A 20,548-nucleotide genomic window follows, 5' to 3' on the forward strand; every position below is an offset into this window, starting at 1 on the left:
CTGGTGCGCCGCCCGCTCGCGCGGGCGTGGCGGCCAGGCGGGCAGGGCAGGCCGTTCGGCGCTGCCGAAGGCGGGTTCGGGCGGCATCCGGCGCTGGTTGCGCCGGGTGCGGGCCCGTGGCCCGGAATCTGGAATTCCGCGTGCGGGGCGTCGTTCCGCACGCGTAACTTGGCTCTTCTCGTGTCAGGCTTTGCATTCAACAAACTGGTCATCTTCGGCGTCGGCCTGATCGGCGGCTCGCTGGCGCGCGCGTTGCGCGAGCGCGCGCCGGGCGGTGCGGGCGAGGTCGTCGGCGTGGGCCGTTCGCGTCGCTCGGTCGAGCGCGCGCTGACGCTCGGCGTGATCGATCGCGCGGCGGCACTCGACGACGATGCGCAGTTGCGCGACGCGCTCGCCGGCGCCGATCTCGTGCTGCTGGCGGCACCGGTCGCGCAGACGGGCCCGTTGCTCGCGCGCATCGCGCCGTGGCTCGACGATGCGACGATCGTCACCGATGCCGGCAGCACCAAGTCCGACGTCGTCGCGGCCGCGCGCGCGGCGCTCGGCGCGCGGATCGCGCAGTTCGTGCCGGGGCATCCGATCGCCGGCCGCGAATCGAGCGGCGTCGAGGCCGCGTTGCCGGACCTGTACGTCGGCCGCAACGTCGTGCTGTGCCCGCTGCCGGAGAACGCGCCCGAGTCGGTCGCGCGGATCGACGCGATGTGGCGCGCGAGCGGCGCCGACGTGCGCGCGATGAGCACCGAGCAGCACGATCGCGTGTTCGCGTCGATCAGCCATCTGCCGCACGTGCTGTCGTTCGCGCTCGTCGAGCAGATTCTCGGCGAGGCCGACGCGGAACTGAAATTCTCGTACGCGGCGGGCGGCTTCCGCGATTTCACGCGCATCGCGGCGTCGAGCCCGGAGATGTGGCGCGACGTCTGCGTCGCGAACCGCGCGGCGCTGCTCGACGAACTCGACGGCTACACGCGTGTGCTCGCGCGGCTGCGCGCGGCGATCGACGCCGGCGACGGCGCGGCGCTCGAAGCCGTGTTCACGCGCTCGCGCGCCGCACGCAAGGCATGGCAGGAGCGCGGCGGCGCGCCCGCTGCCGAACCGGTCAAGAAATAACAGGACGATTCCCATGGACTATCTCGATCTCGGCCCGTACTCCAGCGCATCGGGCACCGTGCGCCTGCCCGGCTCGAAAAGCATCTCGAACCGCGTGCTGCTGCTTGCGGCGCTGGCCGAAGGCGAAACGACGATCACCAACCTGCTCGACTCCGACGACACGCGCGTGATGCTCGACGCGCTCGGCAAGCTCGGCGTGAAGCTCGCGCGCGACGGCGACACCTGTGTCGTCACGGGCACGCGCGGCGCCTTCACCGCGAAGACGGCCGACCTGTTCCTCGGCAACGCGGGCACGGCCGTGCGGCCGCTGACCGCGGCGCTCGCGGTGAATGGCGGCGACTATCGCGTGCACGGCGTGCCGCGCATGCACGAGCGGCCGATCGGCGATCTCGTCGACGGCCTGCGCCAGATCGGCGCGCAGATCGACTACGAGCTGAACGAAGGCTACCCGCCGTTGCGGATCAAGCCCGCGACGATCTCGGTCGATGCGCCGATCCGCGTGCGCGGCGACGTGTCGAGCCAGTTCCTCACGGCGCTCCTGATGACGCTGCCGCTCGTGAAGGCGAAGGACGGCCGGACCGTCGTCGAGGTCGACGGCGAGCTGATCTCGAAGCCGTACATCGACATCACGATCCGGCTGATGGAGCGCTTCGGCGTGACCGTCGAGCGCGACGGCTGGCAGCGTTTCGTCGTGCCGGCCGGCGTCCGCTACCGCTCGCCGGGGCGGATCATGGTCGAGGGCGACGCGTCGTCCGCATCGTACTTCCTCGCGGCCGGCGCGCTCGGCGGCGGCCCGCTGCGCGTCGAGGGCGTGGGGCGCGCGAGCATCCAGGGCGACGTCGGCTTCGCGAACGCGCTGATGCAGATGGGCGCGAACGTGACGATGGGCGACGACTGGATCGACGTGCGCGGCATCGGCCACGACCACGGCAAGCTCGAACCGATCGACATGGACTTCAACCTGATTCCCGATGCGGCGATGACCATCGCGGTCGCGGCGCTGTTCGCGAACGGCACGAGCACGCTGCGCAACATCGCGAGCTGGCGCGTGAAGGAGACCGACCGCATCGCCGCGATGGCGACCGAGTTGCGCAAGGTCGGCGCGATCGTCGAGGAAGGCCCCGACTATCTCGTCGTCACGCCGCCGGAAAAGCTCACGCCGAACGCGGCGATCGATACGTACGACGATCACCGGATGGCGATGTGCTTCTCGCTCGTCAGCCTGGGCGGCGTGCCGGTGCGGATCAACGACCCGAAGTGCGTCGGCAAGACGTTCCCCGACTATTTCGACCGCTTCGCCGCGCTCGCCAAAGCCTGACCCGACTGTACCGATGAAATCGACCCGACCCTTTCACCCGACTCCCGTCATCACGATCGACGGCCCGACCGCCTCCGGCAAGGGCACCGTTGCCGCGCTCGTCGCCGCGCACCTTGGCTTCCACCTGCTCGACAGCGGCGCGCTGTACCGGCTCGCCGCGCTCGCGAGCGTGCGCTACGGCATCGCGGCGGAGGACATCGACGCGCTGGTGAAGCTGATCGACGATCTCCACATCACCTTTCGTGAAGGCTGTGCGCAGCTCGACGGCGTCGACGTGTCGAACGACATCCGCGCCGAAGCGGTCGGCAACCGCGCGTCAGCCATTGCCGTGCACGGGCCCGTGCGCACCGCGCTCGTCGCGCGCCAGCGCGCGTTCCGCAAGACGCCGGGCCTCGTCGCGGACGGGCGCGACATGGGGACGGTGATCTTCCCGGATGCCGTGCTGAAGGTGTTCCTGACGGCCAGCGCGGAGGCTCGCGCGACCAGACGGCATAAGCAATTGATGCAAAAAGGTTTTTCTGCTAATATAGATGACTTGCTCCGGGATCTTCGTGAACGTGACGCGCGCGACAGCAATCGCGCGGCCGCGCCGCTGAAGCCTGCGGCAGATGCCAAGCTGCTCGATACGTCGGCGCTGTCGGTCGATGAAGCCGTCGATCAAGTGCTGCAGTGGTACCGGGCGCTCGGCCAGCCCGCCTGAGAAGGCGGGCAGCGGTAGGTGTTCCGCGTCGCAAGCGCGGAGCGTGTTTCGAACCCTTAACCCCGTGTGGTCATCGATCTGGCCCTTTCAGCCTGCCATTCCGGCCGGCGTGGCACAGCGATCCATGCACAATCAGATTTTTATGTCCGACCTGCAAACCTCCACCCCGAATACCGAATCCTTTGCGGCTCTGTTCGAAGAGTCGCTGACCCGCCAAGACATGCGCGCCGGCGAAGTGATTTCCGCCGAAGTCGTGCGCGTCGACCACAACTTCGTGGTCGTCAATGCAGGCCTGAAGTCCGAGGCTTACATTCCGATCGAGGAATTCCTGAACGATCAGGGCGAGGTTGAGGTGCAGTCGGGCGATTTCGTGTCCGTCGCGATCGACGCACTCGAAAACGGCTACGGCGACACGATCCTGTCGCGCGACAAGGCAAAGCGCCTTGCATCGTGGCTGTCGCTGGAAAAGGCACTCGACAACAACGAACTCGTCACCGGCACGATCACCGGCAAGGTGAAGGGCGGCATGACCGTGATGGTCAACGGCATCCGCGCGTTCCTGCCGGGTTCGCTGGTCGACACGCGTCCGGTCAAGGACACGACCCCGTACGAAGGCAAGACGCTCGAGTTCCGCGTGATCAAGCTCGATCGCAAGCGTAACAACGTCGTGCTGTCGCGTCGTGCCGTGATCGAAGCAACGCAAGGCGAAGAGCGCGCGAAGCTGCTCGAGACGCTGAAGGAAGGCGCGATCGTCAACGGCGTGGTCAAGAACATCACCGACTACGGCGCGTTCGTGGACCTCGGCGGCATCGACGGCCTGCTGCACATCACCGACATCGCATGGCGTCGCGTGCGTCACCCGAGCGAAGTCCTGTCGGTTGGCCAGGAAGTCACCGCGAAGATCCTCAAGTTCGACCAAGAGAAGAACCGCGTCTCGCTGGGCATCAAGCAACTGGGCGACGATCCGTGGGAAGGCATCTCGCGCCGTTACCCGTCGGGCACGCGCCTGTTCGGCAAGGTCACGAACATCACCGACTACGGCGCATTCGTCGAAGTGGAATCGGGCATCGAAGGCCTCGTCCACGTGTCGGAAATGGACTGGACCAACAAGAACGTTGCGCCGTCGAAGGTTGTCCAGCTGGGCGACGAAGTCGAAGTCATGGTCCTCGAGATCGACGAAGACCGTCGTCGTATCAGCCTCGGCATGAAGCAGTGCAAGCCGAATCCGTGGGATGACTTCAGCCGCAACTTCAAGAAGGGCGACAAGATCACGGGCGCAATCAAGTCGATCACCGACTTCGGCGTGTTCATCGGTCTGCCGGGCGGCATCGACGGCCTGGTCCACCTGTCGGACCTGTCGTGGAGCGAAGCCGGCGAAGAAGCCGTTCGCAAGTACAAGAAGGGCGACGAAGTCGAAGCCATCGTGCTCGGTATCGACGTCGAGAAGGAGCGTATTTCGCTCGGCATCAAGCAACTCGAAGGCGACCCGTTCAGCAACTACGTTGCAATGAACGACAAGGGCTCGATCGTCGACGGCGTCGTGAAGACGGTCGATGCGAAGGGTGCGGTCATCACGCTGACGGGCGACATCGAAGGCTACCTGCGTGCGTCGGAAATCTCGCAGGATCGCGTCGAAGATGCACGCAACGTGCTGAAGGAAGGCGACAAGGTCAACGCGATGGTGATCAACATCGATCGCAAGTCGCGCGGCATCAACCTGTCGATCAAGGCAAAGGATTCGGCTGAGCAACAGGAAGCGATCCGCGGCCTGCAGTCGGACACGAGCGCTGCTGCGACCGGTACGACCAACCTCGGCGCGCTGCTGAAGGCGAAGCTCGACGGCCAGAACCAGTAAGCCTCACGAGGTCTGCTGAAGTATGACCAAATCCGAGTTGGTCGCGCAGCTGGCATTGCGATTTCCGCAACTTGTCCTCAAGGATGCGGATTTCGCGGTGAAAACGATGCTCGATGCGATGTCCGATGCCCTGGCGAAAGGGCATCGCATCGAAATTCGGGGTTTCGGCAGCTTCGGCCTCAACCGTCGCCCGGCGCGCGTCGGACGCAACCCGAAGTCGGGGGAGAAAGTGCAGGTGCCCGAGAAGTTCGTGCCGCACTTCAAGCCTGGCAAGGAATTGCGCGAACGCGTCGACGGCCGCGCCGGTGAACCGCTGAAGGCTGACGATCCGGACGACGAGCGTTGAACGTCGTTTGGTGTGCCCGGAACCCGTCCGGCGAAGGCTGAAAAGAAAAGCGCCCCTTGGGGCGCTTTTTTCATTTCCGGCGGCAGCGATGCAACGGCCGGCGCAGGATGTGCGCAGTCGCGGAAACGCTTCCTTTACAATACGGGTCGATTCGGTGCGACGAAGGGGAGTCGCGCGCCGCAGCAAACCTCAACAAAGAGAGGGCTTCATGAAGTTTATCGTCTGGCTGATCCGGGTATTGGTGTTCGTCCTGCTGCTGGTGCTCGCGCTGGCCAATACGCAAACCGCGACGCTGAATTTCGTTGCCGGCTACGCATGGCAAGCGCCGCTGATCCTGATCGGCCTGGCGTTCTTCGCCGTGGGGCTGCTGGCGGGCCTGTTGTCCGCGCTGCCTTCGATCTTCCGCCTGCGTCTCGAGAACGGGCGCCTGAAGCGCGATCTGCGCGCGGCGCGTGAAACGCCCGCCGTCATCGATCAGCCGCCGATGCCGCCCGTCATTTAACACGGACGCCGCGCGATCATCGCGCGGTTTTCGTCTCTGCTTCGATATTTCGCATGGATCTGGATTTCTGGTGGTTGCTCGCGATTCCGGTCGCGTTCGCGCTCGGGTGGGCGGCGTCACGCTATGACCTGAAGAATCTCCTGTCGGAGAGCGCCAACCTGCCGCGCTCGTATTTCCGCGGCCTGAATTTTCTGTTGAACGAACAACCCGACAAGGCGATCGACGCATTCATCGAGGTCGCCAAGCTCGATCCCGAGACGGTCGAGCTGCACTTCGCGCTCGGCAACCTGTTTCGCCGCCGCGGCGAGACCGACCGCGCGATCCGCGTGCACCAGAACCTGCTGAGCCGCACGGACCTGCCGGTCAACGAGCGTGACCACGCGTTGTACGAGCTCGGCCAGGATTTCCTGAAGGCCGGCCTGCTCGATCGCGCCGAGGAGGCGTTCCACAAGCTCGCCGACGGCGACTATGCGCTCGGCGCGCAGCGGGCGCTGCTGACGATCTACGAGATCGAGAAGGACTGGAACAAGTCGATCGATACCGCGAAGCGCATCGAATCGATGAGCGACAAACCGCTCGGCGTCGAAATTGCGCAGTTCCACTGCGAACTCGCGCAGGAAGCGCTGCAGCGCAAGAATGCGGCCGCGGCAGCCGAACAGTTGCGCCTGGCGCTGACCGTGAACCCGCAGAACGTGCGTGCGACGATCCTGTCGGGCGACGCGGCGGAGGCGGCAGGCGACCACGCCGCCGCGATCGGGCACTGGAAGCGTGTCGAAGCGCAGAACCCCGCGTATCTGCCGCTCGTCGCCGACAAGCTGATGAAGGCGTATGTCGCGCTCGGCAAGAACGGGGAAGGCGCCGAGCTGCTGATGGGGTATGTCGACCGCTATCCGTCGAACGACCTGCTCGACATCGCGTACCAGCATATCGCCGGGTTGCGCGGCCAGGAAGCGGCGCACACGCTGGCGCGCCTGCAGATGGAGAAGTCACCGAACCTGTCGGGGATGCTGCACCTGCTCGATGCGCAGATCGCGGCGGCCGACGAACCGCGCCGTAAGGAACTTGAAATGATGCGTGCGCTGATCAAGCAGCGCACGAAAAATCTGCCACGGTATACGTGCCAGAATTGCGGTTTCCGGGCACGGCTTTTCTACTGGCAGTGCCCCGGATGCAGCGGCTGGGAAACCTATGCGCCGCGCCGCGTCGAACCTGCGATGCCGGGCTGATCCCGGCACGCGGAGCCAACGCGCTGCGGTTGCCGCCGGGCTGGCCCCGGCGGCCAAGTTAGTCAATTACCGGGAAGTACCGGAACATCTATGAAAATCACCATCATCGGCACCGGCTATGTCGGCCTCGTCACGGGCGCCTGCCTCGCGGAGATCGGTCACGACGTCTTCTGTCTCGACGTCGATCCGCGCAAGATCGACATCCTGAACAACGGCGGCATGCCGATTCACGAACCGGGGCTGCTGGACATCATCGCGCGCAACCGCGCGGCGGGGCGCCTGCGCTTCTCGACCGACATCGAGGCGAGCGTCGCGCACGGCGAGATCCAGTTCATCGCGGTCGGCACGCCGCCCGACGAGGACGGCTCGGCCGACCTGCAGTACGTGCTCGAGGCCGCACGCAACATCGGCCGCTACATGACGGGCTTCAAGGTGATCGTCGACAAGTCGACGGTACCGGTCGGCACCGCGCAGCGCGTGCGCGGCGTGGTCGACGAGGCGCTTGCCGCACGCGGGCTCGCGGGCAGCGTCGCGCATCGCTTCTCGGTCGTGTCGAATCCGGAGTTCCTCAAGGAAGGCGCCGCGGTCGAGGACTTCATGCGTCCGGACCGGATCATCATCGGCGTCGACGACGACGAGACCGGCACGATCGCGCGCGAGAAGATGAAGAAGCTCTACGCGCCGTTCAACCGCAACCACGAGCGCACGATCTACATGGACGTGCGCTCGGCCGAATTCGCGAAGTATGCTGCGAACGCGATGCTCGCGACGCGCATCTCGTTCATGAACGAGATGTCGAATCTCGCCGACAAGGTCGGTGCCGACATCGAGGCCGTGCGCCGCGGGATCGGCTCCGATCCGCGCATCGGCTATCACTTCCTGTACGCCGGCGTCGGCTACGGCGGCTCGTGTTTCCCGAAGGACGTCCAGGCGCTGATTCGCACCGCCGGCGAGAACGGCCAGCCGCTGCGCATCCTGGAAGCCGTCGAGGCCGCCAACCATGCGCAGAAGGACGTGCTGATCGGCAAGATCGAGCAACGCTTCGGCGCCGACCTGACGGGCCGCGAGTTCGCGGTGTGGGGCCTCGCGTTCAAGCCGAACACCGACGACATGCGCGAGGCGCCGAGCCGGCGTCTGATCGCCGCGCTGCTCGAGCGCGGTGCGACCGTGCGCGCGTACGATCCGGTCGCGATCGACGAAGCGCGGCGCGTGTTCGAGCTCGATTTCGGCCACGATGCCGATGCGCTGGCGCGGCTGCATCTCGTCGACACGCAGGATATCGCCGTGACGGGCGCGGATGCCCTCGTGATCGTGACCGAATGGAAGGAATTCCGGAGCCCCGATTTCACGCGCCTGAAGGCCGAACTGAAGGCGCCGGTCATCTTCGACGGCCGCAACCTGTACGAGCCGGACGCGATGGCCGAGCTGGGCATCGACTACTATGCGATCGGCCGTCCGTATGTCGATCCGCAGTCGTCCTCCCGCGGCTGACCACACGATGAATACTCTTCACGAAATCGTATCGGTGCCGCGCGCGCAGCTCGCGCGCTCGCGCGTGCTCGTCGTCGGCGACGTGATGCTCGACCGTTACTGGTTCGGCAACGTCGATCGCATTTCGCCTGAAGCACCGGTGCCGGTCGTGCACGTGCAGCGTCAGGAGGAGCGGCTCGGCGGCGCGGCCAACGTCGCGCGCAATGCCGTGACGCTCGGCGGCCAGGCGGGATTGCTGTGCGTCGTCGGGTGCGACGAGCCCGGCGAGCGGATCGTCGAACTGCTCGCCGGCAGCGGCGTGACGCCGCATCTCGAGCGCGACCCGGCGCTGCCGACCACGATCAAGCTGCGCGTGCTTGCGCGCCAGCAGCAACTGCTGCGCGTCGACTTCGAGGCGATGCCGACGCACGAGGTGCTGCTCGCGGGGCTCGCGCGCTTCGACGCGCTGCTGCCGCAGCACGACGTCGTGCTGATGTCGGATTACGCGAAAGGCGGCCTGACGCACGTCACGACGATGATCGAGAAGGCGCGTGCGGCCGGCAAGGCCGTCCTCGTCGACCCGAAGGGCGACGACTGGGCGCGCTATCGCGGCGCGTCGCTGATCACGCCGAACCGCGCGGAGCTGCGTGAAGTGGTCGGCCAGTGGAAGTCGGAAGACGACCTGCGCGCGCGCGTCGCGAACCTGCGCGCGGAGCTCGACATCGATGCGCTGCTGCTCACGCGCTCGGAAGAGGGGATGACGCTTTTTTCCGCGACCGGCGAACTGCACGCACCGGCGCTCGCGCGCGAGGTGTTCGACGTGTCGGGCGCGGGGGACACCGTGATCGCGACGGTCGCGACGATGCTCGGCGCCGGCGTGCCGCTGGTCGACGCGGTCGTGCTCGCGAATCGCGCGGCAGGCATCGTGGTGGGCAAGCTCGGCACGGCCACGGTGGACTACGACGAACTGTTTCACTGAGCGCATTCGGCGGCGCGACGAGCGCGTCGCACGAGTGGCTCGCACTTTTCAGGCAGGACGATCATGACCCTCATCGTCACCGGCGCGGCCGGTTTTATCGGCGCGAACATCGTCAAGGCGCTCAACGAGCGCGGCGAATCGCGCATCATCGCGGTCGACAACCTGACGCGCGCGGACAAGTTCCGCAATCTCGTCGATTGCGAGATCGACGACTATCTCGACAAGACGGAATTCGTCGAGCGCTTCGCGCGCGGCGATTTCGGCAAGGTGCGCGCGGTGTTCCACGAAGGCGCCTGTTCGGACACGATGGAAACCGACGGCCGCTACATGATGGACAACAACTTCCGCTACAGCCGCGCGGTGCTCGATACCTGTCTCGCGCACGGCACGCAGTTCCTGTACGCGTCGTCGGCCGCGATCTACGGCGGCTCGACGCGTTTCGTCGAGGAGCGCGACGTCGAGGCGCCGCTGAACGTGTACGGCTATTCGAAGTTCCTGTTCGACCAGGTGATCCGCCGCGTGCTGCCGAGCGCGAAGAGCCAGATCGCGGGCTTTCGTTATTTCAACGTGTACGGCCCGCGCGAGACGCACAAGGGGCGCATGGCGTCGGTCGCGTTCCACAACTTCAACCAGTTCCGCGCGGAAGGCAAGGTGAAGCTGTTCGGCGAGTACAACGGTTATGCGCCGGGCGAGCAGACGCGTGACTTCGTGTCGGTCGAGGACGTGACGAAGGTGAACCTGTTCTTCTTCGACCACCCGGAGAAGTCGGGCATCTTCAACCTCGGCACGGGCCGGGCGCAGCCGTTCAACGATATCGCGTCGACGGTCGTGAACACGCTGCGCGCGCTCGACAACCAGCCGCCGCTGACGCTCGCGCAGCAGGTCGAGCAGGGGCTGATCGAATACGTGCCGTTCCCCGATGCGCTGCGCGGCAAGTACCAGTGCTTCACGCAGGCCGACCAGACGAAACTGCGCGCAGCCGGCTACGACGCGCCGTTCCTGACCGTGCAGGAAGGCGTCGACCGCTACGTCCGTTGGCTATCCGGCCAGGTTTAAACGCAGGCGTTGCGTCGCTAGACTGGGTCTCACGGTCGGCAGCCGCCGGCCGTTTTTCTTCGGAGATCCAGCACATGATCAGGAAATGGTTTGCCGCAGCGGTCATGCTCGGCGCAGTCGCGTCGGCCTGGGCGGCCGTCGATGTCAATACCGCGAGCGAGGATGCGCTCGTCGGCATCAAGGGCATCGGTCCGGCGCGGGCGAAGGCGATCGTCGATGAACGCGGCACGCGCGGTCCGTTCAGGAATGCGGAAGATCTCACCGCGCGCGTGAAAGGCATGGGCGGGCATATCGTCGAGCGGCTTCAGCAGGAAGGGCTGACGATCGGCGCGGCGGGCGCAGCCGGCGCGGCCGCGGCGCCGCCCGCCGCGGGCAAGCCTGCGGCGGCCAAGCCTGCCGCCGCGCCCGCCCGCACCGCACAGAAGTAACGCATCGCGCGCGACCGGCAACGAGCTCCTTCAGCCGCCGTCGTCATGACGGCTTCCCGCGGCATGCCGCGGGTTTTTTGCGTGGGGGAGCGCGTGCGATACGGGGGGGCGATCACGTGTCGCGCGGCATGCGTATTCCATCGTCGTAATGGGGGTTGCCGGCGCGAGCGGCGGTGCTGGTTTACAATCGATCGATTGATCGGCCTCGCACTGACGGTATATCCATGGCTTACAAAACTATCGAAGACACGATCGGCAATACGCCGCTCGTGCAACTGGTCCGCTTGCCGGACGACGAGATTCGCGCGCGCAACAACGTGGTGCTCGCGAAGCTCGAAGGCAACAACCCGGCCGGTTCCGTGAAGGATCGCCCGGCGCTGTCGATGATCAGCAAGGCCGAGGCACGCGGGCGCATCAAGCCGGGCGATACGCTGATCGAGGCGACCAGCGGCAACACGGGTATCGCGCTCGCGATGGCCGCCGCGATCCGCGGCTACAAGATGGTGCTGATCATGCCGGAGGACCTGTCGGTCGAGCGTCGCCAGAGCATGGCCGCCTACGGTGCCGAAATCATCCTGACACCGGTGAAGGGCGGGATGGAGCTGGCGCGCGATCTCGCGGACGAGATGCAGCGCGAAGGCAAGGGCGTGATCCTCGACCAGTTCGCGAACCCCGACAATCCCGTTGCGCACTACGAAGCGACGGGGCCGGAGATCTGGCGCGACACCGAAGGGCGCATCACGCACTTCGTGTCGGCCATGGGCACGACGGGCACGATCATGGGCACGTCGCGCTATCTGAAGGAACAGAACCCGGCGATCGAGATCATCGGCGCGCAGCCGGAAGACGGTTCTCGCATTCCGGGCATCCGCAAGTGGCCGGAAGCGTACCTGCCGACGATCTTCGATCGCAGCCGCGTCGACCGTGTCGAGAGCGTGAGCCAGGCCGCGTCGGAAACGATGACGCGCCGGCTGGCGGCGGTCGAAGGCATCTTCGCGGGCATTTCGTCGGGCGGCGCGTGCGAAGTCGCGATGCGCATCGCGCGTCAGGTCGAGAACGCGACGATCGTGTTCATCGTCTGCGATCGTGGCGACCGCTATCTGTCCACGGGCGTGTTTCCCGCCTGAACACGGGTTGGCGTGCGCCGCGCGCCAGCCATGTAAAAAGCGCCGCTCGTGCGGCGCTTTTTCTTTGGGCGGGCAGATCTTACTGCGACTGCGCGTCGTCGTCGGCGGCGGCCGGCTTCAGCGCGCCGCTCGCTTCCATCTGCGCCTTCACGGCTTCGCCGAGCTGGTACACGGTGAGCGCGTAGAAGAAGCTGCGGTTGTAGCGCGTCAGCACGTAGAAATTCTTGAGCCCGAGCATGTACTCGGTCGCGCGCCCCGGCGACGGCAGGTCGACCACGGTCACCGGCGTGCCGGCTTCGGTCGTGATGTTGACCGTCGGCTCGTTCAGCGTCATGCCCGCGCGCGTCAGTTGCGACAGCGCCCAGTGCGGCTCGGGCTGGCCGTCGGCGGCGGCCTGCGCAATGCCCAGGCTGCCCGTATCGGGCGTGATCTGCCAGACCACCGGCCGGTCGGTTTCCCAGCCGTGCTGCTTCAGGTAGTTCGCGACGCTGCCGATCGCATCGACAGGACTGCTGCGCAGATCGACGTGACCCGTGCCGTCGAAGTCGACCGCATACTCGCGGATGCTGCTCGGCAGGAACTGCGGGATCCCGATCGCGCCCGTGTACGAGCCGAGCACGGTGGTCGGGTCGAGCTGGTTGTCGCGGGTCCAGACCAGGAAGTCCTCGAGGTTCTTGCGGAACGTTGCCTGGCGGCTGTCGCGATTCGGCGTGTCCGGATAATCGAACGTGAGCGTCGTCAGCGCGTCGAGCACGCGGAAATTGCCCATGTAGCGGCCATAGATCGTCTCGACGCCGATGATGCCGACGATCACCTCGGGCGGCACGCCGAACTGCTCGGACGCGCGCTGCAGCGTTGCCTGGTTCGCCTTCCAGAACTTCACGCCCGCGTTGATGCGGATCGGCTCGATGAAGCGCGAGCGATAGACGCGCCAGTTCTTGACCGTCGGCGACGGGGCCGGCTTCACGAGCTTGACGGCCGTCGCCGAGTAGCTGATGCGCGAGAACAGCGCATGCAGGCTCGCGGAGTCGAAGCCGTTGCGGCTCACCATCTCGTCGATGAAGGCGTCGACCTTGGCGTTGTTCGCATAACGCTGCGGAACAATTTCCTCCTCGAAGGTCTGGCCTTGCGGCAACGGCTGCTGCGGCTGGGCCTGGGCGACGAGCTTGCCGGCGGGCTTCGCCGGCTGCGTCTGCGCGCCGGCAGGCGCGGTGCCGAGGGCCGCGACGACAGCGGCGGCGACGAGCGGGACGCGGACACGGGACAGCGCGGAGAGGAGGGCGGCAGGCTTGCTGGAATTCATGTCGAAGCGGGCGGACAGGGCGATTGTGTTCGGCGCAGTATACCCGACGGATCCGGCGCGCCGGGGCGTGGCGGGCCCCCGTTGTGGTAAGTTAGCGGCGAATTCGCGGCAGACGATGGACATCATTGATGGAGACCTGCGGCGCACCGAGCGTCGTGGATGACAGCTTATGGCAACCGCTTTCTATACGCACCCCGACTGCATGCTGCACGAGATGGGGGAATGGCATCCGGAGTGCCCGGCCCGCCTGTCGGCGATCCAGGATCAACTGATCGCGAGCCGCATCGACGATCTGATCGTGCACGAAACCGCGCCGTTCGCGAGCGAGGTCGCGCTGGGTCGTGTGCATACGCAGGCGCACATCGATTACATCCGGAGCATGACGCCGGTCGACGGCTACGTCGAGATCGATCCCGATACGCTGATGAATCGCGACACGTGGCGCGCGGCGCTGCGCGCGGCCGGCGCCGCGATCGCGGCGACCGACGCGGTGATCGAAGGCCGCTATGCGAATGCGTTCTGCGGCGTGCGCCCGCCCGGCCACCACGCGGAGCCCGCCCGTGCGATGGGCTTCTGCTTCTTCAACAACGTCGCGATCGCCGCGCGGCATGCGCTCGACGTACACGGTCTCGAGCGCGTCGCGATCGTCGATTTCGACGTGCACCACGGCAACGGCACCGAGGCGGCGTTCGCGAACGACGAGCGCGTGCTGATGTGCAGCTTCTTTCAGCATCCGCTGTATCCGTTCTCCGGCGTCGATCACCAGGCGCCGAACATGGTCAACCTGCCGATGCCCGCGCGCAGCAACGGCATGGCGATCCGCGAAGCCGTCGACATGTTCTGGCTGCCGCGCCTCGACGCATTCAAGCCGCAGATGCTGTTCGTGTCGGCCGGCTTCGACGCGCACCGCGAGGACGACATCGGCAGCCTCGGCCTCGTCGAGGCCGATTTCGAATGGCTGACCGCGCAGATCGTCGACGTGGCGCGCCGGCATGCGCAGGGCCGCATCGTGAGTTGCCTCGAAGGCGGCTACAACCTGTCCGCGCTCGGGCGCAGCGTCGTCGCGCATCTGCGCGTGCTGGCCGGCATCTGATTCCCGACGCCTGACGGGCAGGACGTGCGGGCGCGCTCAGCGTGCCGGCACGCGCGCGTGAATCCACGCGATCAGCGCGTCGATCACGCGGTCGCGATCGAGATCGTTCATCGTTTCGTGGAAACCGCCTTCGTATAGCGTCAGCGTACGATCGGGCGAGCCGACGCGTGCGCCGAAGGCGCGGCTGCCGTCGGGTTCGGTCAGTTTGTCCTCGGTGCCGTGATAGACGAGTACCGGCACGCGCAGCGCGCCGCGGCCGCTTTCGATACGCGCCATCGCGTCGAGAATCTCCGCGCCGGTGCGCGCGGGCACCGCGCCGTGATGCACGAGCGGATCGGCGCGATTGGCCGCGACGACGGCCGGGTCGCGCGACAGCAGCGCCGCATCGATCCTGATCGCCGGGAAGGTCGGCCAGACGCGACTGATGACGCGGCTCACCGCGAGCATCCAGCGCGGCACGTCGCGCCCCGGCGCGAGCGCCGGGCTCGACAGCACGAGGCCCGTCAGCACATGGCCGCGGGCCGGCGCACGCTCGATCGCGTAGAGCGCCGCGACCGCGCCGCCCATGCTGTGTCCCATCAGGAACAGCGGCGCATTGCCGCGGGCGGCTTCGGCGACCAGCGCATCCGCATCGTTCAGGTATCCGTCGAAACGGTCGACCCACGCGCGCTGGCCGGGCGACTGGCCGTGCCCGCGCAGATCGATCGCGTGCACGTCGATGCCGGCCGCGTTCAGCCGGCCGGCGAGCGCGGCGTAGCGACCCGCGTGTTCGGCGAGGCCGTGCACGAGCGCGATCGTCGCGCGCGGCGGTGCCGTGTCGTCGCCGGCCGGCCAGCGGTACGACGCCAGTTCGAGCCCGTCCGCGGTACGCAGCCGGCCCATTGTCGGTGCGGGTGGCGACGCGGGCGCGGCGCCGGCGATGGCGGGCGCGGCAGCCGGCGTGGTGGTAGCGGTCATCTGGCGTGTCCCCTGTTGGTTGGCATAGGTGTTCCGGATCATAGTCGCGGCCTTCGCGCGGCGGGCCAGCGGTGCCCCTCTAATTTCGTGTAGTTATGAAAAGATCGAAATCGATTATTAAGTGGAATGAGGGGTTTGCGGTAAAATCGCCGGCTATTCCAGATGCATCGGCGGCCGACTGGCGGGCCAACTCGCCGGCCGGCCGCCGTTTTGTTTACATGATCGAATTACGCAATCTTTCGCAGCGTTTTCCCGGGCCGGGCGGCTGGGTCGAGGCGTTGCGCAACGTCAACCTGACGATCCCGCAGGGCGAGGTGTTCGGCATCATCGGCCGAAGCGGCGCCGGCAAGAGCACGCTCGTGCGCACCATCAACCTGCTCACGCGGCCGACCGAAGGCAGCGTCGTCGTCGGCGGGCGCGATCTCATGCTGCTGCCGGCGGGCGCGCTGCGCGAGGCGCGCCGCGAGATCGGCATGATCTTCCAGCACTTCAACCTGCTGTCGTCGCGCACGGTGTTCGACAACGTCGCGCTGCCGCTCGAGCTGGCCGGTGCGAGCCGTGCCGAAATCGAGGCCGCCGTGCTGCCGCTGCTCGACCTCGTCGGGCTGTCCGCGCAGAAGGACCGCTACCCGTCGCAGATCAGCGGCGGGCAGAAGCAGCGCGTCGGCATTGCCCGCGCGCTCGCGAGCCAGCCGAAGGTGCTGCTGTCGGACGAAGCGACGTCCGCGCTCGATCCCGAAACCACGCGTTCGATCCTCGATCTGCTGAAGCGCATCAACCGCGAGCTCGGCCTGACGATCGTGCTGATCACGCACCAGATGGAAGTGATCAAGCAGGTATGCGATCGCGTCGCGGTGCTCGATGCCGGGCGCGTGGTCGAGGAGGGCCGCGTGATCGACGTGTTCCTGCAGCCGCATCATGAGGTGACGCGCGCGCTGATCGGCGACGTGATCGCGCAGGAACTCCCGCCCGCGCTGAAGGCACGCGTGGCCGAGCGGCTGAAGACGGGCAGCGGGCACCTGCTGCGGCTCGCGTTCACGGGCTCGGGGGTCGACCAGCCGATCCTGTCGGAGACGATCCGCCGGTACGAACTCGATTTCAACATCCTGCACGGTCAGATCGACGAGATCCAGGGGCAGGCATTCGGTTCGCTCGCGGTGCTCGCGGGCGGCGAGCCGGGCAAGGTCGGGCAGGCGCTCGCGTTCCTGCGCGAGCAAGGGGTGGTGGTAGAGGAGCTTTCGTATGTTGAGTGAGATGTTCGATATGTTCGTGCAGTCGTTCTGGGAGACGCTGATCATGGTCGGCATCTCCGGAGCGGTCGGCGCGCTCGTCGGCCTGCCGCTCGGCGTGCTGCTCTACCTGACCGATCGCCAGGGCGTGCTGCAAAACCTCGCGGTGAACCGCGTGCTCGGCGGCATCGTGAATGCCGTCCGCTCGACGCCGTTCATCATCCTGCTGGTCGCGGTGATTCCGTTCACGCGTCTCGTCACGGGTTCGTCGATCGGCACGGCCGCGGCGGTCGTGCCGCTGACGCTCGCGGCCGCGCCGTTCATCGCGCGTCTCGTCGAGACGGCGTTGCGCGAAGTCGACCGCGGGCTGATCGAGGCCGCGCAATCGATGGGCGCGACCACGTCGCAGATCGTCTTCAAGGTGCTGTTGCCCGAATCGCTGCCGGGCGTCGTCGCGGGCCTGACGATCACGTTCGTGTCGCTGGTCGGTTACTCGGCGATGGCGGGTGCCATCGGCGGCGGCGGGCTCGGCGATCTCGGGATCCGCTACGGGTACCAGCGCTATCTGCCGGAAGTGATGTGGACGGTCGTCGCGATCCTGATCGTGTTCGTGCAGATCGTCCAGTCGTTCGGCGACTGGCTCGTGCGCCGGCTGAGCCACAAATAAGATCAAACCGGTCCGTAAGGGGGACACGATGCAACGACGTTTCATGCTGAAGTTCGCGGCGGCACTGGGTGCGGCCGCACTGTTCGCGGGCGCGCACGCGCAGGCCGAAACCATCAAGGTGGGCGTGACGGGCGGACCGCACGCGCAGATCATGGAAGTGGTGAAGAAGGTCGCGGCGAAGAGCGGCCTCGATATCCGTATCGTCGAATTCTCCGATTACGTGCAGCCGAACGCCGCGCTCGCGTCGGGCGACCTCGACGCGAACAGCTACCAGCACGATCCGTATCTGCAGGCGCAGGTGAAGGATCGCGGCTACAAGCTGATCAAGGTCGCGGATACCGTGACGTTTCCGATGGGCATCTATTCGAAGCGCGTGAAATCGCTGGCCGAACTGAAGCCGGGCGCGCGCGTCGCGGTGCCGAACGACCCGACCAACGGCGGCCGCGCGCTGCTGTTGCTGCAGAAGCAGGGGCTGCTGAAGCTGCGCGCGGATGCGGGGCTGAAGGCGACGCCGCTCGACATCGTCGACAATCCGCGCAAGCTGAAGATCGTCGAGCTCGATGCGGCGCAGATTCCGCGCTCGCTCGGCGACGTCGACGCGGCCGCGATCAACACCAACTACGCGATGGAAGCGGGGTTGAAACCGAATCAGGATGCGATCGCGATCGAGGGCCCGAACGGCCCTTACGCAAACATTCTCGCGATTCGCGACGCGGACCGGAACAAGCCGTGGGTCGCGAAACTGATCGCGGCCTATCATTCGGCCGACGTGAAGCAATTCATCGAGGGCAAGTTCGGCGGGGCGGTCATCGCCGCCTGGTGACGGGCGGAGGACGGACGCCCGGCGGGATTAGAGTCGATGATCGAAAACCCGGGCTTTGCGTCCGGGTTTTTTCTCTTTTAAAATAGAACGACCGTTCGCTATCATTGGCGCGTCGCCAAGAAGCGGTATCCTCGACAGCCACGATGGATGGGTCCGCTTGGCCGCGCAGTCATGAGGCCTCGCTATAGAATGGCCTCTGGTCGTATTCGTAACTTTGGAGCGTGTGCATGAAAATCCTGGTGCCAGTGAAAAGAGTGGTCGATTACAACGTGAAGGTCCGCGTGAAGTCGGACAACACGGGCGTCGACATCGCGAACGTGAAGATGTCGATGAACCCGTTCGACGAAATCGCCGTTGAAGAAGCCGTGCGCCTGAAGGAAGCGGGCGTCGCGACCGAAGTGATCGCGGTGTCGGTGGGCGTCACGCAAGCGCAGGAAACGCTGCGCACGGCGCTGGCGATCGGCGCGGATCGCGCGATCCTCGTCGAATCGAACGACAGCGTCGAGCCGCCGGCCGTCGCGAAGATCCTGAAGGCGCTGGTCGACAAGGAGCAGCCGCAGCTGGTGATCCTCGGCAAGCAGGCGATCGACGACGATTCGAACCAGACGGGCCAGATGCTGGCCGCGCTGGCCGGCCTGCCGCAAGCGACGTTCGCGTCGAAGGTCACGATCGCGGACGGCAAGGCAACGGTTGCACGCGAAGTCGACGGCGGCGCGGAAACGCTGTCGCTGACGCTGCCGGCGGTCGTGACGACCGACCTGCGCCTGAACGAGCCGCGTTACGTGACGCTGCCGAACATCATGAAGGCGAAGAAGAAGCCGCTGGAAACCGTGAAGCCGGAAGACCTCGGTGTGGACGTCGCGCCGCGTCTGAAGACGCTGAAGGTGGTCGAGCCGCCGAAGCGCGCGGCCGGCGTGAAGGTGCCGGACGTGAAGACGCTGGTCGAGAAGCTGAAGACCGAAGCCAAGGTGCTGTAAGAGGGAGCGGAAAGAAATGACGATTCTGGTGATTGCAGAACACGACAACGCGTCGATCAAGGCCGCGACGCTGAACACGGTGGCGGCGGCAGCGAAGATCGGCGGTGACATCCACGTGCTGGTCGCGGGCCACAATGCACAAGCAGCGGCTGACGCGGCAGCGAAGATCGCAGGCGTGTCCAAGGTGCTGCTGGCCGACGCGCCGCAACTGGCCGCGGGCCTGGCGGAAAACGTCGAGGCAACCGCGCTGAACATCGCGAAGGACTACTCGCACATCCTCGCGCCGGCCACCGCGTACGGCAAGAACATCGCGCCGCGTATCGCCGCGAAGCTGGACGTCGCGCAGATCTCGGACATCACGGCGGTCGACAGTGCCGACACGTTCGAGCGCCCGATCTACGCGGGCAACGCGATCGCGACGGTGCAGTCGAGCGACCCGATCAAGGTCATCACGGTGCGTGCGACGGGTTTCGATCCGGTGGCAGCGGAAGGCGGCAGCGCAGCGGTCGAGAAGATCGAAGCGGCGGCGGATGCCGGCAAGTCGCAGTTCGTGAGCCGTGAAGTGACGAAGCTGGACCGTCCGGAGCTGACGTCGGCGAGCATCATCGTGTCGGGCGGCCGCGGTCTGGGCAGCGGCGAGAACTACACGAAGGTGCTGGAGCCGCTGGCCGACAAGCTGTCGGCGGCACTGGGCGCATCGCGCGCGGCAGTCGACGCCGGCTACGTGCCGAACGACTATCAGGTCGGCCAGACCGGCAAGATCGTCGCCCCGCAGCTGTACATCGCGGTCGGCATCTCGGGTGCGATCCAGCATCTGGCCGGCATGAAGGATTCGAAGGTGATCGTCGCGATCAACAAGGATCCGGAAGCGCCGATCTTCAGCGTGGCCGACTACGGCCTCGTCGGCGATCTGTTCTCGCTGGTGCCGGAGCTCGTGAGCGAGCTCGGCTGACGCGGCGTGACGCTTCAGCGTTAAGCACACGGGAAAAGGGGCGCGCCGAGCGCCCCTTTTTTTACGCCATCGACAAAAGAGAGAAGAGGAGACGCGCCATGAGTTATGTCGCCCCCGTCAAGGACATGCTGTTCGTGCTGAAGGAACTCGCGGGCATCGACGCCGTCGCGCAGTTGCCGGGCTTCGAGGATGCCGGTTACGACACGGCGCAGGCCGTGCTCGAGGAGTCCGCGAAATTCTGCGGCGAGGTGCTGGCGCCGCTGAACGTCGAGGGCGACCGCCACCCGAGCAGCTGGAAGGACGGTGTGGTGAGCGCGACGCCGGGCTTCGGCGACGCGTTTCGCCAGTTCGTCGAAGGCGGCTGGCAGGGGCTGCAGCATCCGGCCGAGTACGATGGCCAGGGGCTGCCGAAGCTGATCGCGACGCCGTGCAT

General features: G+C 66.4%; 20 protein-coding genes and 1 pseudogene. 19 read left to right on the forward strand and 2 right to left on the reverse strand.

What is annotated here, in order from left to right; translation table 11 throughout:
- The first annotated feature begins 180 nt into the window (after nucleotides 1-180).
- The 12 genes from HWX00_RS35245 (at nucleotide 181) to cysM (ending at nucleotide 12,114) form a co-directional block, all read left to right on the forward strand.
- Nucleotides 181-1,107 (forward strand): prephenate dehydrogenase/arogenate dehydrogenase family protein, encoded by a 927-nt coding sequence (locus HWX00_RS35245; protein ID WP_175028997.1) that lies wholly within the window; start codon nucleotides 181-183, stop codon nucleotides 1,105-1,107.
- Nucleotides 1,108-1,120: 13 nt separating this feature from the next.
- Complete coding sequence (gene aroA, locus HWX00_RS35250; protein ID WP_027811969.1) at nucleotides 1,121-2,425, forward strand: 3-phosphoshikimate 1-carboxyvinyltransferase; 1,305 nt, start codon at nucleotides 1,121-1,123, stop codon at nucleotides 2,423-2,425.
- A 13-nt stretch (nucleotides 2,426-2,438) separates the two neighbouring features.
- Nucleotides 2,439-3,125 (forward strand): (d)CMP kinase, encoded by a 687-nt coding sequence (gene cmk, locus HWX00_RS35255; RefSeq protein WP_006476573.1) that lies wholly within the window; start codon nucleotides 2,439-2,441, stop codon nucleotides 3,123-3,125.
- 142 nt (nucleotides 3,126-3,267) lie between these two features.
- A complete protein-coding gene (gene rpsA / locus HWX00_RS35260) occupies nucleotides 3,268-4,980 on the forward strand; it encodes a 30S ribosomal protein S1 (RefSeq protein WP_034187468.1) in 1,713 nt (570 codons plus the stop codon).
- A gap of 22 nt (nucleotides 4,981-5,002) precedes the next feature.
- Complete coding sequence (locus tag HWX00_RS35265; protein WP_034187427.1) at nucleotides 5,003-5,326, forward strand: integration host factor subunit beta; 324 nt, start codon at nucleotides 5,003-5,005, stop codon at nucleotides 5,324-5,326.
- Nucleotides 5,327-5,534: 208 nt separating this feature from the next.
- Nucleotides 5,535-5,828 (forward strand): lipopolysaccharide assembly protein LapA domain-containing protein, encoded by a 294-nt coding sequence (locus tag HWX00_RS35270; protein ID WP_012328123.1) that lies wholly within the window; start codon nucleotides 5,535-5,537, stop codon nucleotides 5,826-5,828.
- A 53-nt stretch (nucleotides 5,829-5,881) separates the two neighbouring features.
- On the forward strand, nucleotides 5,882-7,054 hold the full coding sequence (gene lapB, locus HWX00_RS35275; RefSeq protein ID WP_034187428.1) for a lipopolysaccharide assembly protein LapB: 1,173 nt from the start codon (nucleotides 5,882-5,884) through the stop codon (nucleotides 7,052-7,054).
- Nucleotides 7,055-7,144: 90 nt separating this feature from the next.
- Complete coding sequence (locus HWX00_RS35280; RefSeq protein ID WP_034187429.1) at nucleotides 7,145-8,545, forward strand: UDP-glucose dehydrogenase family protein; 1,401 nt, start codon at nucleotides 7,145-7,147, stop codon at nucleotides 8,543-8,545.
- Nucleotides 8,546-8,552: 7 nt separating this feature from the next.
- Nucleotides 8,553-9,503 carry a D-glycero-beta-D-manno-heptose-7-phosphate kinase gene (gene rfaE1, locus HWX00_RS35285; protein ID WP_051700958.1) on the forward strand — a complete coding sequence of 317 codons (951 nt, stop codon included), beginning with the start codon at nucleotides 8,553-8,555 and terminating at the stop codon, nucleotides 9,501-9,503.
- 63 nt (nucleotides 9,504-9,566) lie between these two features.
- Nucleotides 9,567-10,559 carry an ADP-glyceromanno-heptose 6-epimerase gene (rfaD, locus tag HWX00_RS35290; RefSeq protein WP_034187430.1) on the forward strand — a complete coding sequence of 331 codons (993 nt, stop codon included), beginning with the start codon at nucleotides 9,567-9,569 and terminating at the stop codon, nucleotides 10,557-10,559.
- Between the two features lie 74 nt (nucleotides 10,560-10,633).
- Nucleotides 10,634-10,987 (forward strand): ComEA family DNA-binding protein, encoded by a 354-nt coding sequence (locus HWX00_RS35295; protein WP_034187431.1) that lies wholly within the window; start codon nucleotides 10,634-10,636, stop codon nucleotides 10,985-10,987.
- Nucleotides 10,988-11,211: 224 nt separating this feature from the next.
- Nucleotides 11,212-12,114: a cysteine synthase CysM gene (gene cysM / locus HWX00_RS35300; protein ID WP_034187432.1), complete on the forward strand. Its 903-nt coding sequence runs from the start codon at nucleotides 11,212-11,214 to the stop codon at nucleotides 12,112-12,114.
- 79 nt (nucleotides 12,115-12,193) lie between these two features.
- Here cysM and mltB read toward each other — a convergent pair whose 3' ends face one another.
- Entirely contained in the window at nucleotides 12,194-13,543 is a 1,350-nt protein-coding gene (gene mltB, locus HWX00_RS35305; RefSeq protein WP_080287788.1) for a lytic murein transglycosylase B, read from the reverse strand.
- A 43-nt stretch (nucleotides 13,544-13,586) separates the two neighbouring features.
- On the opposite strand from mltB, the gene HWX00_RS35310 reads away from it, so the two are divergent.
- Complete coding sequence (locus HWX00_RS35310; RefSeq protein ID WP_034187434.1) at nucleotides 13,587-14,510, forward strand: histone deacetylase family protein; 924 nt, start codon at nucleotides 13,587-13,589, stop codon at nucleotides 14,508-14,510.
- Nucleotides 14,511-14,546: 36 nt separating this feature from the next.
- Here the strand turns inward: HWX00_RS35310 and HWX00_RS35315 are convergent, their stop codons facing one another.
- Nucleotides 14,547-15,467, reverse strand: coding sequence for an alpha/beta hydrolase (locus HWX00_RS35315; protein WP_175029369.1), 921 nt, complete (start codon nucleotides 15,465-15,467; stop codon nucleotides 14,547-14,549).
- A 218-nt stretch (nucleotides 15,468-15,685) separates the two neighbouring features.
- Between HWX00_RS35315 and HWX00_RS35320 the strand changes: the two genes are divergently transcribed.
- The 6 genes and pseudogenes from HWX00_RS35320 to HWX00_RS35345 all read left to right on the forward strand — a co-directional run.
- Nucleotides 15,686-16,720 carry a methionine ABC transporter ATP-binding protein gene (locus tag HWX00_RS35320; protein ID WP_175029368.1) on the forward strand — a complete coding sequence of 345 codons (1,035 nt, stop codon included), beginning with the start codon at nucleotides 15,686-15,688 and terminating at the stop codon, nucleotides 16,718-16,720.
- On the forward strand, nucleotides 16,710-17,363 hold the full coding sequence (locus tag HWX00_RS35325) for a methionine ABC transporter permease (RefSeq protein ID WP_006486982.1): 654 nt from the start codon (nucleotides 16,710-16,712) through the stop codon (nucleotides 17,361-17,363). Before HWX00_RS35320 ends, HWX00_RS35325 begins: the two co-directional genes overlap by 11 nt.
- Nucleotides 17,364-17,391: 28 nt before the next feature.
- Complete coding sequence (locus tag HWX00_RS35330; RefSeq protein ID WP_034187437.1) at nucleotides 17,392-18,186, forward strand: MetQ/NlpA family ABC transporter substrate-binding protein; 795 nt, start codon at nucleotides 17,392-17,394, stop codon at nucleotides 18,184-18,186.
- A gap of 227 nt (nucleotides 18,187-18,413) precedes the next feature.
- Complete coding sequence (locus tag HWX00_RS35335) at nucleotides 18,414-19,163, forward strand: electron transfer flavoprotein subunit beta/FixA family protein (RefSeq protein ID WP_175029367.1); 750 nt, start codon at nucleotides 18,414-18,416, stop codon at nucleotides 19,161-19,163.
- A 16-nt stretch (nucleotides 19,164-19,179) separates the two neighbouring features.
- A complete protein-coding gene (locus tag HWX00_RS35340) occupies nucleotides 19,180-20,115 on the forward strand; it encodes an electron transfer flavoprotein subunit alpha/FixB family protein (protein WP_049028302.1) in 936 nt (311 codons plus the stop codon).
- Nucleotides 20,116-20,213: 98 nt separating this feature from the next.
- Nucleotides 20,214-20,548 (forward strand): annotated as a pseudogene (locus tag HWX00_RS35345) (acyl-CoA dehydrogenase N-terminal domain-containing protein); the annotation flags it as partial.

The organism is Burkholderia seminalis DSM 23518 (genome assembly GCF_902832885.1).
In the GTDB taxonomy this organism is placed as follows: domain Bacteria; phylum Pseudomonadota; class Gammaproteobacteria; order Burkholderiales; family Burkholderiaceae; genus Burkholderia; species Burkholderia seminalis.

Excerpts from the sequence above, each read along its gene's own strand:
- HWX00_RS35340 (WP_049028302.1), top strand. The coding sequence starts at position 19,180 with ATGACGATTCTGGTGATTGCAGAACACGACAACGCGTCGATCAAGGCC.
- lapB (WP_034187428.1), top strand. The coding sequence starts at position 5,882 with ATGGATCTGGATTTCTGGTGGTTGCTCGCGATTCCGGTCGCGTTCGCG.
- HWX00_RS35330 (WP_034187437.1), top strand. The coding sequence starts at position 17,392 with ATGCAACGACGTTTCATGCTGAAGTTCGCGGCGGCACTGGGTGCGGCC.
- HWX00_RS35295 (WP_034187431.1), top strand. The coding sequence starts at position 10,634 with ATGATCAGGAAATGGTTTGCCGCAGCGGTCATGCTCGGCGCAGTCGCG.
- HWX00_RS35310 (WP_034187434.1), top strand. The coding sequence starts at position 13,587 with ATGGCAACCGCTTTCTATACGCACCCCGACTGCATGCTGCACGAGATG.
- rfaE1 (WP_051700958.1), top strand. The coding sequence starts at position 8,553 with ATGAATACTCTTCACGAAATCGTATCGGTGCCGCGCGCGCAGCTCGCG.
- aroA (WP_027811969.1), top strand. The coding sequence starts at position 1,121 with ATGGACTATCTCGATCTCGGCCCGTACTCCAGCGCATCGGGCACCGTG.
- HWX00_RS35315 (WP_175029369.1), bottom strand. The coding sequence starts at position 15,467 with ATGACCGCTACCACCACGCCGGCTGCCGCGCCCGCCATCGCCGGCGCC.
- HWX00_RS35265 (WP_034187427.1), top strand. The coding sequence starts at position 5,003 with ATGACCAAATCCGAGTTGGTCGCGCAGCTGGCATTGCGATTTCCGCAA.
- HWX00_RS35270 (WP_012328123.1), top strand. The coding sequence starts at position 5,535 with ATGAAGTTTATCGTCTGGCTGATCCGGGTATTGGTGTTCGTCCTGCTG.
- HWX00_RS35335 (WP_175029367.1), top strand. The coding sequence starts at position 18,414 with ATGAAAATCCTGGTGCCAGTGAAAAGAGTGGTCGATTACAACGTGAAG.
- cmk (WP_006476573.1), top strand. The coding sequence starts at position 2,439 with ATGAAATCGACCCGACCCTTTCACCCGACTCCCGTCATCACGATCGAC.
- mltB (WP_080287788.1), bottom strand. The coding sequence starts at position 13,543 with ATGATGTCCATCGTCTGCCGCGAATTCGCCGCTAACTTACCACAACGG.
- rfaD (WP_034187430.1), top strand. The coding sequence starts at position 9,567 with ATGACCCTCATCGTCACCGGCGCGGCCGGTTTTATCGGCGCGAACATC.
- cysM (WP_034187432.1), top strand. The coding sequence starts at position 11,212 with ATGGCTTACAAAACTATCGAAGACACGATCGGCAATACGCCGCTCGTG.
- HWX00_RS35325 (WP_006486982.1), top strand. The coding sequence starts at position 16,710 with ATGTTGAGTGAGATGTTCGATATGTTCGTGCAGTCGTTCTGGGAGACG.
- HWX00_RS35320 (WP_175029368.1), top strand. The coding sequence starts at position 15,686 with ATGATCGAATTACGCAATCTTTCGCAGCGTTTTCCCGGGCCGGGCGGC.
- HWX00_RS35280 (WP_034187429.1), top strand. The coding sequence starts at position 7,145 with ATGAAAATCACCATCATCGGCACCGGCTATGTCGGCCTCGTCACGGGC.
- rpsA (WP_034187468.1), top strand. The coding sequence starts at position 3,268 with ATGTCCGACCTGCAAACCTCCACCCCGAATACCGAATCCTTTGCGGCT.